We start from the raw sequence: 16,518 nt of genomic DNA, 5'->3' as shown, positions 1-16,518 counted from the left end.
CACTGCTAAAGCAAGGTATGCTCTCCAGATATATTTTGGAGATGAACCGAAAAAAATAGGCTTTCCAATAGGCCAGTGCTCAGTTGACCTTGGTTTGTGGCATAAGGTATAATCACAAGTAGCACAGCATGATTTGGGTATTTAAAAAATCGGGTTGTATATTTTTAAGGGAGGATCATTTTATTCTATGGCAATTGAAGTGGGCACCAAGTTAGAGGGCAAGGTGACAGGAATCACGCATTTTGGAGCATTTGTGGATCTGTCAGGAGGTGTCACGGGTCTCGTTCACATCTCGGAAATCGCCGACAATTACGTCAAAGATGTCAACGACCACCTGAAGCTGAATGACCAAGTTACAGTAAAGGTTATCAACGTTGACAAGGACGGCAAGATCGGACTTTCCATCAAACAGGCTGTTGACAAGCCGGTAGAGCAACAGACACAATCCAGACCACCAAGAGCTCCTAGACCGGAACGCAGTGGAGGAGATCGCGAACGATTCAGCGGTGGAGGCCCAAGTGGTGGCCAAGGTCGCGGTGGTGGTGGCGGATTTAACCGTGATCGCGGAGGCCGTTCTTTCAAGCCCGCAGCAGGCAAACCTTCATTTGAGGATAAAATGTCACGCTTCCTGAAAGACAGCGAAGAACGGATTTCTTCGCTCAAGAAGAATACAGAGGGCAAACGTGGTGGCCGTGGCGCTAAACGTGTGTGATCTGTTTCAACCTGACTTGAATATATAAGTAAAACCGTTAGCCAACTGGCTAACGGTTTTTTTGTGTTTCTTTTTTTATGGATATCCAATATATATTCCTATTTCGACGAAACACCATAGAGGAAGGGGTTTTTAGGTAAGTCACGACATGATCTCCTTATGAAATTATGCTGTCAAACGGAATCATAAGAACATTTGTCGCCTTCGATTTTTTACCGACAGGTTTCCGTGGCATTCCCCAGTTATTCTGCTCATATCATGACGACACCCACCTGATTCTCGTTCAAAATCAGACATCCTTATTTCGAGTAGAATGCTGAAAAGGGCATGAAACTACAATAAGGCCGAGGGTTTCGCACCATCGTGCCGAGCCGTTTCTTTTGTCGTAAATTTCTTGAAGCTCATCCAGCTATTCTGACAAACTATATCTTCTACTCTATCTATAATCAGAACCATCGAGAACGAAACACGAAATCTAATTAATCGAATGGGGTGCCTTGAGCATGATGGAAAAGTGGAATGTCCTTCAATTTCCGGGAATGAAAGCAGGTAAAGGAGGTGCTGCAGCCCGAGAGGAACTGTCAGTACGTCTGAAACAATGGCTCGGTTCCCGCAAGGCTGTCCAGGCGGTAGTATCTCGTAAGTGGGTATTGCTACTTACCTTTATGGGCTTTCTACTAGGGAAGGCGATGATCTTGAATGAGTTATCTCCTTTTGCTATCGCATACTTTGCTGTCATTGCTTTTATGCGCAGGGATTACATGATTCCGGTTGGAGGGGCACTACTCGCCGGAAGTCTGTTTGCTCCGTTCCCGGTTTCACTAATTGTGGCCTCCGAGATTGCCATCTTCTATTTATTATTCCGTGGGTTGGAATCTTATGACCGTGCTGAATTATCATATGCACCAATGATGGTGTTTACGACAACTTTTATGGTAAAACTATTCGCCGTTGTCATAGGTCCTTCGTTCAGCTGGTATGCGATGTTAATGCTAACGATGGATTCCGTTCTAAGTTTCGTGCTGACTCTGGTGTTCATTCAAGCGATACCGATTTTTACGTACCGCAAAAAAAAGTTCAACCTAAAGAACGAGGAGATCCTGTGCCTGATTATTTTGCTGGCATCCGTAATGACTGGAGCGGTGGGGTGGACTATTCAGTCTCTTTCAGTAGAGCATATGCTCTCACGTTATCTTATTCTAATCTTTGCTCTGGTGGGAGGAGCCCCCCTGGGTGCTTCGGTCGGTGTGATCACAGGTTTAATTCTGAGTCTGGCTGATATGTCCGCAGTATACCAGATGAGTCTGCTTGCTTTTGCAGGAATGTTAGCAGGTATGCTTCGTGAGGGGAAGCGTGCATCGGTTGCCCTGGGCATGCTGCTGGGTTCGTCCATTCTATCTATATATCTTGGTGGTCCGGGCGATGTGATGAATTCGCTGTGGGAAACATGTGCAGCCATTGTACTATTTATGTTAACACCGAAGAGTGTAGTTGATGCGATCTCTAAATATGTGCCAGGCACGCAGAATCATACTAAGTCACAACATGAATACGCCAAACGGATTCGGGATATTACTGCGGAACGAGTGACCCGATTTTCACAGGTATTTCGTCAGTTATCACGTAGCTTTGATCAGATGTCCGGTACGGGGGAGCCGATACATAAAGAAGGGGGCATGGATCATTTCATGAATGCAGTGGCTGAAGGGACCTGTGCGGGTTGCTTCAAGCGTACACAATGCTGGGATGCCAAGTTTATTCAAACCTACAGCTACATGACGGATGTAATGAGTACAATCGAGGCTAATCCGGAGATATCGGGTAAACAAATTCCCGTTGAGTGGAACAGAGTATGTGCCAAACCAGAAGAGGTTCTGGAAGTCATGCGGGCTCAATATGGTCTGCATCAGCACAATATGCAATGGAAACGCCAGATTATTGATAGCAGGCAGCTGGTTGCCGAACAATTATCCGGAGTATCTCAGGTGATGGAGGACCTGGCCAAAGAAATTCAACGCGAAAGTGAGGAGATGGTGCAACAAGAAGAACAGATTCGGGATGCGCTGGAGTCTCTTGGACTATCTATTCATTCTATTGAAATTATCAATCTGGAAGCGGGCAATGTAGAAATTGAGATTGTGCATGCGTATACCAGAGGGTTTGATGAATGCCGGAAAATGATCGCTCCGCTGATCTCTAATGTACTGGACGAGCATATCGCTGTATTGCATGAAACGATGACCGATCCTCGTCAGGGATTGGCAACCGTAACTTTTGGCTCGGCAAAGACATTTGAGGTGACCACAGGTGTAGCTGCTGCTGCCAAGGGAGGCGATGTGATGTCCGGCGATAGCTTCAGTACGGTAGAACTGGGTAATGGTACGTTTGCTGTTGCGCTTAGTGATGGAATGGGGAATGGAGAGCGGGCGCGTATGGAGAGCAGTGCAGCATTAAATATTCTGGAGCAACTTCTTCAGTCAGGCATGGATGAGAAATTAGCGATCAAATCTGTCAATTCCGTGCTGATGCTGCGCTCTCCAGAAGAGATGTATGCCACTGTCGATATGGCGCTGATCGATGAATATACAGCAGAAACAACCTTTATGAAAATTGGCTCGACCCCGAGCTTTATTAAACGTGGGCAGGAGGTTATTCCGGTTTCGGCAAGCAATCTGCCGATCGGCATAATTAAAGACATTGAGGTAGATCTGGTGACACTCCAGCTGCAGCCGGGTGATATTTTGATCATGATGACAGATGGTATCTATGATGCTCCAGGATATGCAGTTAATAAGGAATTGTGGATGAAACGCCTCATTCAGGAGATTGATACAGAAGATCCACAAGAACTGGCAGACTGCCTACTTGAGAGCGTAATTCGGTACCAGCAGCAAGAGATTCTGGATGACATGACAGTCGTGGTTGGCAAAGTTGAACATTATCGTCCTGAATGGGCTACCTTACGTGTGCCAGGTATTAGCCGTATGGAACGTCCTCGTACCGTAAGTTGAAGACTAATTTCCGTCCAAATACTCCGTTTGAATTCTCTTCAATCTGGCAATGCTAGTCATAGAGTTGGAGAGTACGAATAACGGAGGGATATCGGATGAAACAAATTTTGCTCATCACCGATGGTTGTTCCAATGTGGGAGTGAGCCCGGTACTGGCAGCGGCAGAGGCACGGGAAGAGGGCATAACGGTTAATGTGGTAGGCGTAATTGATTACGGTACAATTGGCGAACTGGGAAGTAGAGAGATTGAGGATATTGCGAGAGCCGGGGGAGGCATTAGCCAGGTAGTAGGTACCCGACAGCTTGCTCATACGATGCAGATGATGACGAGGAAAACGGTGGTTCAGACGATTCAGCAAGCGGTTAATAGAGAGCTTACACAAATCTTGGGAACGAAGGGGACCAAGACGGTAACCGATCTGGAGCCTTCCCAGCGCTCACAGGTCGTGGAAGTCATTGATAACTTAACGGAGAATGCAGCTCTACAGGTCTCGCTACTAATTGATGTTAGTGCAAGTATGAAACCGAAGCTGGCAGCTGTAGAGGAAGGCATTCGAGATTTAATGTTAAGTTTGCAGGCTCGAGTCGGTAAGAGCCGGTTATCTGTATTTCATTTTCCAGGCCGCCACAGCGGGGAGGATGCAGTAATGGATATCGACTGGACCGATGATCCGGGGCGTGTTCGTGCCTTGTTCGGACGGTTGCAGACAAAGGGGGCAACGCCGACAGGTCCTGCAATTCAGAAGGTGATTGATTTTTACCGTTATGGTACACTGGAGGGACAGCAGGAAATAGAAGGGAACTATCGCATTGAAAGAGAAGGGATGCTCGGTGACAACGTTGTCTGATGCCTCTTTCCCGCCAGGAACTGTCATTACGGGGAAATGGAATCGAAGTCGTTATACGATTCGAAAGCTGCTGGGTAGAGGCGCCAACGGGGTTGTGTTCCTTGTCCAGCTTGGAGAGAATGGCAAACATTATGCGCTCAAAATGGGATTTGATCCCGTTGACTTGCAGTCTGAGATCAATGTGCTCAAATCGTTTCAATTACAGCGTAATCATGAAGCTCTTCGGCAGAGCGGCATTCCTTCCTATCTTAAAGATGTGGACGATTATGCCGTTCGCGACCGGGATATTCCTTTTTACGTGATGCGCTATGTTCGGGGTGAGGCTCTTCATCATTTCATTCGACGTCAGGGGACTGACTGGACTATGCTTATTGGAGCAAGACTGTTGCAAAGACTTGCCCAACTACATCGAGCAGGCTGGGTATTTGGAGATCTCAAACCTCAAAATGTACTCGTGTCCGATTATGGCCATGTCGAGCTGATCGATTACGGCGGAGTAACGTCCATCGGACGAAGTGTTAAACAGTTTACGGAGTGGTATGACCGTGGATTTTGGAATGCAGGCAGCCGTACCGCAGACGCTACATATGATGTGTTTGCCTTTGCACTGCTAATGATTCATATTCTGGAGGGGGACGCGCTGAAGTCTCTAGCTACAGACGGACTGCCGCAATTGCGGAATGTGAACCAACTTGTGCTTCTGGTCGAGAAAAGCGAAAGGCTGGGTCCTTTTCGTCAATGGATTATCAGGGCTCTTCGGGGGCAGTTTAAGGATGCAGATCATGCAGCGAAATTGTGGAAGGAATTGATGGCACGCCCCACACCGATGCGTCGCCGTTCCAGAAGCAATACGCCACGATGGTTGAAAAATGCATTTGCGCTATCGGTTATATTACTTATTGGTGCACTCATCTATGCACTTCGTTTTTAATGGATGAGCGTGCATATACATAACGCAAGGAATGAGGAGCAGGTATGGAAGCTTTACGCTGGGATACACTGGTCAATAACGTATTGGATGCAGCGGAAGAGCATCAGTTATGGGTTCCCGGAGATCGTATTGTCGTCGCTGTATCGGGCGGACCGGATTCGGTAGCTTTTTTGCATATCATGCATGAGATTAGCAAGAAGCATGTGCCGCTTGAATTAATCTGTGCCCATGTACATCACGGCTTTCGAAAGGAATCGGATGATGAGGCCCGTCAAATGATGGAAACGGCTCATCAGCTCGGTATTGCTTTTGAATGGACAAAGGTGGACATCCCTTCCTATATGAAGCAAACTGGCCAAGGACCTCAGGAGGCAGCGCGTAACCGGCGTTATGCATTTTTGCATGACGTGGCTGATCAGTACGGGGCGGCCAGTATCGCTCTGGCCCATCATGCGGATGACCAGGCAGAGACAGTTATGCTTCATTTGCTACGTGGAAGCGGCTTGGCGGGGCTGGCAGGAATGAAATTCAAACGTCGTGAAAAAAATGTGGAACTTATTCGTCCATGCCTTCGTATAAACAAGACGGACCTTGTAGAAGCTTGTAATACAAAAGGTTTTACTTACTTCCATGACAGGAGCAACGATCAACGTAAATATCGGCGTAATGCGATTCGATTGGATGTGCTCCCATTTTTGGGGCAATATAATGGACAACTCACGCCATCACTGAATCGACTTGCTGAAATTGTGGGTGATGAAGACGATTTCATGGAGCAGAGTACTCACGACACATACAGGTGTCTAGTGCAGGTGAACGGCGGAAGGCAAACCTTTAAGGTGCCTTCCTTCTTGGAGTTACATGTTGCTTTACAACGAAGGTTGATTAAACTAATATTGAATTATCTGCCTTTGGACAGTGATTTTGTCGACTTTACCCGTATTGAAACTATTCGGCGCAAAGTAATAGATACCGAGTTGACGACTTGGAGCCTGGATATAGGACAATCACTCGTTTGCACCCGGGAGTATGATCTGATCTCCTTCGGTCAACGGACAGGCGTAAAAGGTCAATCTTACGAGTATCGTCTTGCACAATGGAGCGGAACTTATGAGCTTTCACTCAACGAAATTGATCGGTATATCCGATTGATGTCGATGAGTCCCGAGAACTATCATGTACCGGAATCGGCGGAACAAGCCGCGTTTGATGCGGATGAGCTTCTGATGCCGTTGGTTGTACGTTCACGGTTACCTGGAGATACCATGAAAGTAATGGGATTAAACGGAAGCAAAAAGGTGAAAAATATTTTCATCGATGAGAAAATTCCCCCATCCGTCCGCTCACGTATTCCTGTGGTGTGTGATGGAGCAGGCAATATCATCTGGTTACCGGGTGTTCGACGGTCTGATGTGGCCCCTGTCAGGGAGAGTACTTCCACAATCCTGTACATGACTGTAGGCGACTCGGCGATTCAGGGGTAGTGGTTATGGTTCAGGTAAGGCTTTCATAGTATAACTTAGGAGGTTCGCACAGTTGCAGAACGACATTCAAGAAGTATTGATCAGTGAAGAGGAAATTCAGAGTAAAGTTAAGGAATTAGGTGCAATACTAAGTGCCGATTATGCTAACCGGAACCCTTTGGTCATTTGCGTGCTCAAAGGTGCGTTTATATTTATGGCTGATTTGGTTAAAAACATAACGGTACCGGTTGAGATGGATTTCATGGCCGTATCTAGTTATGGAGCATCAACTAAGTCATCCGGTGTTGTCAAAATCATTAAGGATCTGGATGTATCGGTTGAAGGACGTGAAGTTCTAATTGTCGAGGATATTATCGACAGTGGGCTTACCCTCAGCTACTTAATCGAGCTTTTGGAAAATCGCGGTGCTGAAACGGTACGTGTGGTTACACTGTTCGATAAGCCATCTGGACGCAAAGTGGAATTGGAAGCCCACTACACTGGCTTCGATATTCCTGATGCATTCATCGTTGGATATGGTTTGGATTATGCCGAACAATATAGGAACCTGCCTTATATCGGGATACTGAAACCGGAAATCTATACGAGCTGATATCCTGCCAGACCAAGCCGTGTGCTGTTTTTGGCATCTATTGAGAAGCCACGTCTGGCTATGTTAAAATAATTAAAGTGTCTCGAGAGGAGGTAGGGGATGAATCGGTTCATCCGGAATTCTGGTTTTTATTTGATTCTTTTTTTAGTTGTGGTGGGTTTAGTTAGATTTATCACAGATGGAAACGATGTTATAGAAAACCCTAGATATGATCAGTTTCGTGCTGAGGTTAAAGCTAACAATATTGCCGAAGTGACTGTTCAATTCAACGGTCAGACATATCTCGTGACCGGCCGATACAAACAAGCACCTGATGGGGCCAAATCAGAAAGTTTCTCAACGTATATTCCTCCTACGGATGAGGCAATCAGTGAACTTGTAGCTGCAAGTGAAGCTAACAAATTTGAATATCATCAGGAACCAATGAAAGGTGACAGCATCTGGTTGACACTGCTGACTTCCTTTATTCCTTTGATCATTATGTTCCTGCTGTTCTTCTTCCTGTTTAATCAGGCTCAAGGCGGCGGCGGTAAAGTAATGAACTTTGGTAAGAGCCGCGCTCGTCTCTACAATGAAGAGAAAAAGCGGGTTACATTTGAAGATGTTGCGGGTGCTGACGAGGAGAAACAAGAGCTGGTTGAAGTCGTAGACTTCCTCAAGGATCCTCGGAAGTTCGCAGCCGTTGGTGCACGTATTCCGAAGGGCGTATTGCTTGTAGGTCCTCCGGGTACAGGTAAAACATTGCTCGCTCGTGCTGTAGCTGGTGAAGCAGGTGTACCATTCTTCAGCATTTCCGGTTCCGACTTTGTCGAAATGTTTGTCGGTGTCGGTGCATCACGTGTCCGTGACTTGTTCGAAAATGCAAAGAAAAATGCGCCTTGTATCATCTTTATTGATGAGATTGATGCAGTGGGACGTCAGCGTGGTGCTGGTCTTGGCGGCGGTCACGATGAACGTGAACAAACCCTTAACCAGTTGCTCGTCGAAATGGACGGATTCGGTGCAAACGAAGGTATCATCATCGTTGCTGCAACGAACCGTGCAGATATTCTCGATCCGGCGTTGCTGCGTCCAGGACGTTTTGACCGTCAAATCACAGTGGATCGTCCAGACGTTAGAGGTCGTGAAGCTGTTCTGAAAGTACATTCACGTAACAAACCTCTCACAAAAGATGTGAAACTAGACATTATCGCGAAGCGTACAACAGGCTTCTCAGGTGCAGACTTAGAGAACTTGCTGAACGAAGCTGCCTTGCTTGCAGCACGTCGTAACCGCAAAGATATTTCTATGCGTGAAGTCGATGAGGCGATTGACCGAGTTATCGTTGGTACGGAGAAGAAAAGCCGTGTCATCAGTGATCGTGAGAAACGTATTGTTGCTTATCACGAAGCAGGCCATACCATTGTAGGATACTTCCTGGAACATGCTGATATGGTACATAAAGTGACCATCATTCCGCGCGGACGTGCGGGTGGATATGTAATCATGTTACCTAAAGAAGACCGTATGCTGGTTACCAAGCAAGAGTTGCTCGACAAAGTAACTGGACTCCTCGGAGGTCGTGTAGCTGAAGAATTGTTCATCGGAGAAATTGGTACTGGTGCATACAGTGACTTCCAGCAAGCGACAGGTATCGTGCGCAGCATGGTTATGGAATACGGTATGAGTGAGAAACTGGGCCCGATGCAATTCGGAAGTTCACAAGGACAGGTATTCCTTGGACGGGATATCGGTCATGAACAGAATTACTCGGATTCCATCGCATATGAGATTGACCAAGAGATGCAGCGGTTTATTAACGAATGTTATGAGAAGTGTAAAGCATTGCTGATCAAACATACGAGAGAGATGCATCTGATTGCCGAAACATTGCTTGAGGTGGAGACGTTGGAAATGGATCAGATCAAGCAGTTGATCGAAACAGGTTCCCTTACACCAAAAGCAGAAGGTGATAACTCTGGGGAAGGTACGCCAAATGAAGCCGGCGAACCAATCGTGGATAACATCGGAGATGTTCGCGTCCGTATCCAAGGCAAAGATGAAACATCTGAGCCACCGGCCGGAGATATTCCGAACGAAACAACGCCTGACCCGAATAAGGGCAGCAACGATCCAAATGATGGTGGTTCAAAGCCAACATCTTAATACGGCATAGTTCCGGTCATATACCGGAATGACGAGAAGAGAGCCCCTGTGGCTCTCTTTTTTTGTTATCAGTAAATAATTTAAGGGGAAACAGATAATCCAGAGCTAGACGGCGAACCGTAAAGTATATGGGGGATAAGGCCGCTTTTCTTGCTTTTTTTCAATTATTGACAGAGTCGTGAACGTTGTGTAAATTAGTTGTTAAACCGCTTGTGATTCGTTTCACCAGCGAATATAACGACTAGATATGCCCTATGAAACAGCGCATGGTGCTGTACCGATAAGGAGAGGATCACAGGTGGAAGCTCTGGCTTTAGAGCGCAAGGCTGAGATGAATCGTGAGTTGCGTGAGCGGCTGATGGAACTTAAGAAGGAACGCAATGCTATTATTCTGGCTCATTACTATCAACGTGACGAGGTGCAGGAAGTCGCAGATTTTCGTGGTGATTCATTCCTGCTCGCTCAGAAAGCTGCACAGACCGATGCAGAGGTTATCGTATTCTGTGGTGTTCATTTTATGGGTGAAAGCGCTAAAATTCTAGCTCCGAACAAAACCGTTCTCATTCCTGATGAACGCGCAGGCTGTCCGATGGCGGATATGGTGAACGTGGATGGCTTAAGGAAACTGAAGGCTCAGCATCCTCATGCCAAGGTCGTCACATATATTAATTCATCTGCTGAGATCAAAGCAGAAACGGATATTTGTTGTACATCTGCGAATGCTGTTCGCGTAATCCAGTCTGTAGATTCAGATGAAATTATATGGGTGCCAGATAAGAACTTGGGGCACTATGTGCAGCAACACACAGACAAGAAGATGATTATCTGGGAAGGTTACTGCAATACACATGACATGCTGACTGTAAAAGATGTGGTTGAGATGAAAGCCAAATATCCTAATGCTGAATTTGTGGTGCACCCCGAATGCCGTCCTGAAGTTGTGGAGATGGGTGACTTTGTAGGCAGTACTACAGCAATTTTGGAGTATTGCAAGAACTCAAAGACTAAAGAATTTATCGTGGGAACCGAGGATGGTACAGGATATCAACTTCGTCTCGATAGTCCAGATAAACAGTTTCATTTTGCAACAAAGTTTCTCGTATGTCCAAACATGAAAGTCAACAACCTGAAAAAGCTGGTTAAGTGTCTGGAAACGATGAAACCACAGATTTATGTTCCACCGGCTATTGCTGATCAAGCCAGAGAATCACTAGAGCGCATGTTACTGGTGAAGTAACATGCGTTACTCTTGCTCCGAAACAGGTGAATGGGATGATACCGCAATATATACATGATTTTGATCTCTCTGCGCTTCCTATGGTGGAGACTGAAGTGCTGGTAATTGGTTCGGGTATCGCAGGTCTTTTTACCGCTATTAAGGCTAGCGAAAAACATCATGTGCTAATGATTACGAAGAAGTCTTTGCTTGAGAGTAACACCAGATATGCGCAGGGGGGGATTGCGGCTGTTATCGCTGAAGATGATTCACCTGCCTATCATCTGCAAGATACTCTGGTTGCCGGAGCCGGCTTATGCCGTTCCGAGGCAGTAAAAGTACTGGTAAATGAAGGACCTGACGGTGTAAGAGAACTGATCCATCTAGGTACATTGTTTGACTTGGAGAACGGCGAGTTGGCGTTGACGCAGGAAGGTGCGCACAGCCATCGCCGTATTTTACATGCCAATGGAGATGCTACAGGGTACGAGATTGTAAGAGCGCTCGCTGTAAAGGTCCATGAACATCCTGGTATTGATGTATGGGATGAACATTTCGTCATTGATCTCATTACAGATGGCGGAGAATGTATCGGTGCGCTAGTTTTAAAAGAAGATGGTTCGAAAGTGTTTGTCAAAGCTAAGGCAACGGTGCTCTGTTCCGGTGGGGCGGGGCAACTATATCGTTATACGACGAACCCTGATGTAGCTACTGCAGACGGGGTGGCTATGGCATATCGAGCAGGCGCTATTGTTCGTGATATGGAATTTATTCAGTTTCATCCCACATCCTTATGTTATCCGGGAGCTCCACGTTTCCTGATCTCCGAAGCTGTACGTGGGGAGGGAGCATACCTTCGCAATGTGAAGGGTGAACGATTCATGGAAAAATATCATGCTCAGCTCGAGCTTGCACCTCGCGATATTGTAGCAAGGGCAATCGTCAGTGAGATGGAATTGACAAAAAGTACGTTTGTTTATCTCGATATTACCCATGAACATCCGGAGATGGTGAGAAGTCGTTTTCCTACCATTTATGAAACCTGTATGCGGTACGGCCTCGACATGACTACAGATTGGATTCCCGTCGCACCTGCAGCACACTATATGATGGGCGGAGTGAAGACTGACTTGAGTGGGGAGAGTAGCATCCCTCGGTTGTTCGCTTGCGGAGAGGTTTCCTCTACCGGTGTACACGGAGCGAATCGATTAGCTAGCAATTCATTATCTGAAGCGATAGTGTTTGGGCGGCGAATTGTGGAACGGATCCAGTCACTTCCGCCAATTCAGGAATCACTAGGGAGAGCTGTGAAATTGCCTAGTACAGATAAAATGAACATTAACGATGAGAAACAGCAGCATACCAAGCCAATATCAGAAAGACGTTTAAGTCTACAAAAGATGATGGTTCGGCAAGTGGGTCTGAGAAGGAATCGAATACATCTTCAGCAAGCGATGGATCAACTGCAGCATGAGTTAACTTTCTTTGATCAGAAGCCTACACAGCGGGAGGAACTGGAGTATGCCAACCTTCTGACTTGTGCGTGGCTGGTCACTAGCGGAGCGTTGCACCGTGAGGAAAGCCGAGGAGCCCACTACCGTGACGACTTCCCGGCACGTGACGATATAGCATGGCAGAAGCATAGTCTGCAGCAAAGAGAACAAGCGATTGTGGAGGAGTGGATGTCATGATACTGAACGGATACAATGAGGATCTTATGGAGATGATCAAAGGCTGGCTTCGTGAGGATGTAGGTGCAGGAGATGTCACAACGAATGTGACCATCCCGGCAAGTAGCAGATCCAAGGCAGTGATTCATGCCAAAGGCCATGGGATTATTGCAGGCATGTCCATTGCCGAGCTTGTTTTTCAAGTCGTAGATCCACAGCTTCGTTATACGGCAAAAGTAAATGATGGTGATGCAGTTACGCCCGGTACGATCCTGGCTGAAGTTGAAGGAAGTACGCATTCTCTCCTGACTGGAGAGCGTCTGGCACTTAATCTGTTACAGCGTATGTCCGGCATTGCGACGCGTACACGTTCCTACGTGGAGGCCCTTGAAGGATTGAAGACCAGACTTGTCGATACACGCAAAACAACACCAGGTCACCGATTGCTGGAAAAATACGCTGTACGTGTTGGTGGCGGTGCCAATCATCGGTTCGGCTTGTATGATGCTGTCATGATCAAAGACAATCATATTAAAGGTGCAGGCAGCATTACCGAAGCAGTGCAACGTGCGCGAGCGGTTATTCCGCATACGATGACGATTGAAGTAGAAACGGAAAGCCTGGCCCAAGTGCAGGAAGCCTTGCAAGCCGGGGCAGATATCATTATGCTGGATAACATGCAGCCTGATCGGATGCAAGAAGCAATCGCTCTGATTCGCCAGCAGGCTCCGCATGTGAAGGTGGAAGCATCCGGGAACGTATCTCTCCAAACCATCCGTGACATTGCGGAAACTGGTGTGGATGTAATTTCAGTTGGCAGGTTAACCTATTCCTTTGAGAGCATGGATATCAGCTTGGATTTAAACGAAAAGAAAGAGGGGTGAACCTCTTTGATTGTAGTGGTAGACGTGGGTAACAGTAATATCGTGCTCGGAGTATATCAGGGCCGTGAACTGTTACATCATTTCCGTCTGAGCACATCTCGGCAGTCTACAGTGGATGAATACGGCGTATTGATTTATAATTTATTTCATATGTCCGCGATCTCAGCTCGAGACATCGAGGGTGTAATCATTTCATCTGTGGTTCCGCCGCTGGTGAACGTCATCGAGATGATGTGCGAGAAATATATGGGCAAGAGACCAATGCTTGTTGGGCCGGGCATCAAGACGGGGCTAAATCTGCGATACGAGAATCCGCGAGAAGTGGGAGCGGATCGGATCGTGAACGCCGTAGCAGCTTTGGAGAAATATGGCGGCCCCCTTGTAGTTGTTGATTTTGGTACAGCGACTACATTTGACTGTATTGATGAGAAAGGCCACTACTTGGGCGGCGCCATTGTACCGGGGATTCATATTGCTACCGAAGCTCTATATGAGCGGGCAGCCAAGTTGCCCCGGATTGAGCTAGAGAAGCCGAAGAAGGTTATTGGACGCAATACGGTGCATGCCATGCAGTCAGGAATTATCTATGGTTATGCCGGGCAAGTGGACGGCATCGTAGAACGAATCCGCAAAGAGATGGGGGCCGAGCCTATGGTCGTTGCCACAGGAGGTCTTGCTGCACTGATTGCTGAAGAGACCCGGAGCATTGAGAAGGTAGATCCACTGCTTACGCTTGAGGGACTGCGTGTCATCTACGAGCGAAATCGGGAAAGGTAGATATACAAAGGGCGGCGTACAGCAGGCTGGGATTGCAGCTTATATGTTAAGCCGTTTTTTTCTGTTAAGGAACATAATTACAAGCCAAAGGAGGCTGAATGACTTGGAAAACAACAACAAACATGACCGGTTGATCCGTGGTACAGCAATGAATGGGAAGGTACGGGCATTTGCTGTTCAAACAACAGAACTGGTGGAAGAGCTACGAAGACGACATGACACGTTTCCCACGGCTACAGCAGCTATGGGGCGTACGGTAACAACAGCAGCCATTATGGGTGCAATGCTCAAAGGTGAAGAGAAACTGACGATCCAAGTGAATGGTGATGGCCCGATCGGACAGATTGTAGCTGACGCTAATGCTAAAGGTGAGGTGCGGGGCTACGTTACCCATCCACATGTGCATCTGCCAAGTAATCGCTTTGGGAAGTTAGATGTGGCTGGAGCGGTAGGCACAGAAGGATTCATTAACATTACCAAAGATTTGGGACTGAAAGAGCCTTATCGTGGTAGCATACCGATTATCTCTGGAGAACTCGGCGAAGACTTTACGTACTACTTTGCCCAGTCGGAACAAACGCCTTCTGCGGTTGGGGTAGGTGTTCTGGTTGATACGGATAACTCGGTTATCGTTTCGGGCGGTTTCATTATTCAGCTGTTGCCAGGTCTAACAGACCCTGAAATTACAGAAATTGAAAATGCCATTGGTGCCTTGCCTCCAGTTACAACCTTGTTGAACGAGGGTTTGGAGCTTGAGGAATTGCTGCGTCGTCTCCTTCCAGATGTACGAGTTATGGGTGAACTGGATATTCACTTTAATTGTAATTGTTCACGTGAACGTCTTGAAAAAACATTGATCAGTCTTGGACAGTCCGAGCTGGAGCAGTTGATTGAAGAGGAAGGACAGGCTGAAGTAGTCTGCCAATTCTGTAATGAGGCGTATGATTTTAACAAAGAGCAGCTAGAAGCCATCCTAGAACAAGCCAAGAACTGATCAAAGCGGGGACGGGATGCGGTATGACCAGACAGGAAAAAGGGTTGTGGACAGCGGTTGTTATTTTGACACTTGGTGTATTAGTCATGGGTACAGTTATGGCGATGCAGGTGATGAATCAGGGCAAGGACGAAGCGGAGAAGTCTCATGATGCCAATCAGGAAGAAGGAAATGCTGTTGCCACGATAAACGGAGAAGTGATTACAGACAAAGCTTGGACGGATGCCCTAAAGCAACGTTACGGCAGTGAGATGCTGCTGCAAATGCTAAATCGAAAAGCAGTATATGCTGAAGCAATCCAACGGAATTTAGTAGTCACTCCCCAAGAGATCGCAAGGGAAATGGCTAAGGCAATGAATGGATATGATTCAGAGAAGTCTTATTATGATGCTATGAAGTCTGAGCTCGGCCTGTCGAAGGAGGATCTCGAACTGGAAGCGGGATACCGTCTATTGCTTGAAAAGATTGCTACCGCAGGTATACAGGTTAAGGATGATGATATCCAACAATATTGGGTAGATCATCGAGAAGACTACATCACACCTGAGAAATATGACCTGTCCATGATTATAGTAAAGGAAAAGTCCGAATCCGATGATTTACTCGCAGCACTGAGAAACGGGAAAGATTTTGAAGAGACGGCTCGTGTGGAATCAGAGGATACGTATTCTCGAGATGCTGGAGGTAGACTGGGCTGGATTGAGCAAAATGATCCGTTTCTACCTCAATCCATCTTGCAGCTGGCTGCCAATATGCAAATCGGTGATATCGCCGGGCCAGTAGAGGTGGAGAGCGGCTATGCAATTCTCAGACTGAATGACAAAGCCGAACGGCAGGAGCTGTCGGCCAAAGAAGTACATGAAGAGATTCGTATGGAGCTGGCATTAAATCAGGCTGATCCTCTACCGCAGGTCGAACAGATGCTACGAGATAAATACGAGGCTGTGATCATCTCTGAAATTCCTGCTTCCTGAGTTGATGAAAAACGAGTATCCTGCCTTATAAGAGCTGCATCTTGATAAAAATACTTTGTCTACGGTCTCAGGACCTAAGGCAAAGTATTTTTTTGAATACTCATATTGACAATGGCGTGTAAGGTTGTTAATATGGAAATAATCAAATACCTACTCGTTTACTCGGATATAAAATTTAAGATAAGAACTTCATCTATTATAGGACTCAATGTCATAAGAAACTTTCGGAAAAATCGGCGCTACCTATACCTGTATGCAAGGTCCTTTATGCAGAAAGGGA

General features: G+C 46.7%; 13 protein-coding genes. All 13 read left to right on the top strand.

The window, feature by feature from the left end; translation table 11 throughout:
* Positions 1 to 187 precede the first annotated feature (187 nt).
* The 13 genes from PQG66_RS23985 (at position 188) to PQG66_RS23925 (ending at position 16,238) form a co-directional block, all read left to right on the top strand.
* Positions 188 to 712, top strand: coding sequence for a S1 domain-containing RNA-binding protein (locus PQG66_RS23985; protein WP_056697430.1), 525 nt, complete (start codon positions 188 to 190; stop codon positions 710 to 712).
* 503 nt (positions 713 to 1,215) lie between these two features.
* Entirely contained in the window at positions 1,216 to 3,723 is a 2,508-nt protein-coding gene (gene spoIIE, locus PQG66_RS23980; RefSeq protein WP_272040366.1) for a stage II sporulation protein E, read from the top strand.
* A 95-nt stretch (positions 3,724 to 3,818) separates the two neighbouring features.
* Positions 3,819 to 4,571, top strand: coding sequence for a VWA domain-containing protein (locus tag PQG66_RS23975; RefSeq protein ID WP_272040365.1), 753 nt, complete (start codon positions 3,819 to 3,821; stop codon positions 4,569 to 4,571).
* The gene (locus PQG66_RS23970) at positions 4,555 to 5,502 is read left to right on the top strand and encodes a serine/threonine protein kinase (protein ID WP_272040364.1); all 948 of its coding nucleotides are present in this window, start codon (positions 4,555 to 4,557) and stop codon (positions 5,500 to 5,502) included. Before PQG66_RS23975 ends, PQG66_RS23970 begins: the two co-directional genes overlap by 17 nt.
* 44 nt (positions 5,503 to 5,546) lie before the next feature.
* Positions 5,547 to 6,986, top strand: coding sequence for a tRNA lysidine(34) synthetase TilS (tilS, locus tag PQG66_RS23965; RefSeq protein WP_272040363.1), 1,440 nt, complete (start codon positions 5,547 to 5,549; stop codon positions 6,984 to 6,986).
* A gap of 52 nt (positions 6,987 to 7,038) precedes the next feature.
* Entirely contained in the window at positions 7,039 to 7,578 is a 540-nt protein-coding gene (gene hpt, locus PQG66_RS23960; protein WP_272040362.1) for a hypoxanthine phosphoribosyltransferase, read from the top strand.
* Between the two features lie 99 nt (positions 7,579 to 7,677).
* On the top strand, positions 7,678 to 9,723 hold the full coding sequence (gene ftsH / locus PQG66_RS23955; RefSeq protein WP_272040361.1) for an ATP-dependent zinc metalloprotease FtsH: 2,046 nt from the start codon (positions 7,678 to 7,680) through the stop codon (positions 9,721 to 9,723).
* Positions 9,724 to 10,021: 298 nt separating this feature from the next.
* Positions 10,022 to 10,960 carry a quinolinate synthase NadA gene (nadA, locus tag PQG66_RS23950; RefSeq protein ID WP_272040360.1) on the top strand — a complete coding sequence of 313 codons (939 nt, stop codon included), beginning with the start codon at positions 10,022 to 10,024 and terminating at the stop codon, positions 10,958 to 10,960.
* Between the two features lie 35 nt (positions 10,961 to 10,995).
* Positions 10,996 to 12,630 (top strand): L-aspartate oxidase, encoded by a 1,635-nt coding sequence (gene nadB / locus PQG66_RS23945; RefSeq protein ID WP_272040359.1) that lies wholly within the window; start codon positions 10,996 to 10,998, stop codon positions 12,628 to 12,630.
* Positions 12,627 to 13,493, top strand: coding sequence for a carboxylating nicotinate-nucleotide diphosphorylase (gene nadC, locus PQG66_RS23940; protein ID WP_272040358.1), 867 nt, complete (start codon positions 12,627 to 12,629; stop codon positions 13,491 to 13,493). The genes nadB and nadC overlap by 4 nt, the downstream gene beginning before the upstream one ends.
* Positions 13,494 to 13,499: 6 nt before the next feature.
* Positions 13,500 to 14,270, top strand: a complete 771-nt coding sequence (locus PQG66_RS23935) for a type III pantothenate kinase (protein WP_272040356.1) — start codon at positions 13,500 to 13,502, stop codon at positions 14,268 to 14,270.
* A gap of 103 nt (positions 14,271 to 14,373) precedes the next feature.
* Positions 14,374 to 15,264: an Hsp33 family molecular chaperone HslO gene (hslO, locus tag PQG66_RS23930; RefSeq protein ID WP_272040355.1), complete on the top strand. Its 891-nt coding sequence runs from the start codon at positions 14,374 to 14,376 to the stop codon at positions 15,262 to 15,264.
* Positions 15,265 to 15,287: 23 nt separating this feature from the next.
* Entirely contained in the window at positions 15,288 to 16,238 is a 951-nt protein-coding gene (locus PQG66_RS23925; RefSeq protein WP_272040354.1) for a peptidylprolyl isomerase, read from the top strand.
* Positions 16,239 to 16,518: the final 280 nt, after the last annotated feature.

Origin of the sequence: Paenibacillus sp. JJ-100 (genome assembly GCF_948329825.1) — a bacterium.
In the GTDB taxonomy this organism is placed as follows: domain Bacteria; phylum Bacillota; class Bacilli; order Paenibacillales; family Paenibacillaceae; genus Paenibacillus.
The sequence above is the reverse complement of the archived record's forward strand: the minus strand, read 5'-3'. Positions and strand labels throughout refer to the sequence as shown.

What these genes read in the sequence shown, in the direction of transcription:
- PQG66_RS23985 (WP_056697430.1), top strand. Translation starts at nt 188, where the DNA reads ATGGCAATTGAAGTGGGCACCAAGTTAGAGGGCAAGGTGACAGGAATC.
- PQG66_RS23925 (WP_272040354.1), top strand. Translation starts at nt 15,288, where the DNA reads ATGACCAGACAGGAAAAAGGGTTGTGGACAGCGGTTGTTATTTTGACA.
- spoIIE (WP_272040366.1), top strand. Translation starts at nt 1,216, where the DNA reads ATGATGGAAAAGTGGAATGTCCTTCAATTTCCGGGAATGAAAGCAGGT.
- PQG66_RS23975 (WP_272040365.1), top strand. Translation starts at nt 3,819, where the DNA reads ATGAAACAAATTTTGCTCATCACCGATGGTTGTTCCAATGTGGGAGTG.
- nadB (WP_272040359.1), top strand. Translation starts at nt 10,996, where the DNA reads ATGATACCGCAATATATACATGATTTTGATCTCTCTGCGCTTCCTATG.
- nadC (WP_272040358.1), top strand. Translation starts at nt 12,627, where the DNA reads ATGATACTGAACGGATACAATGAGGATCTTATGGAGATGATCAAAGGC.
- ftsH (WP_272040361.1), top strand. Translation starts at nt 7,678, where the DNA reads ATGAATCGGTTCATCCGGAATTCTGGTTTTTATTTGATTCTTTTTTTA.
- tilS (WP_272040363.1), top strand. Translation starts at nt 5,547, where the DNA reads ATGGAAGCTTTACGCTGGGATACACTGGTCAATAACGTATTGGATGCA.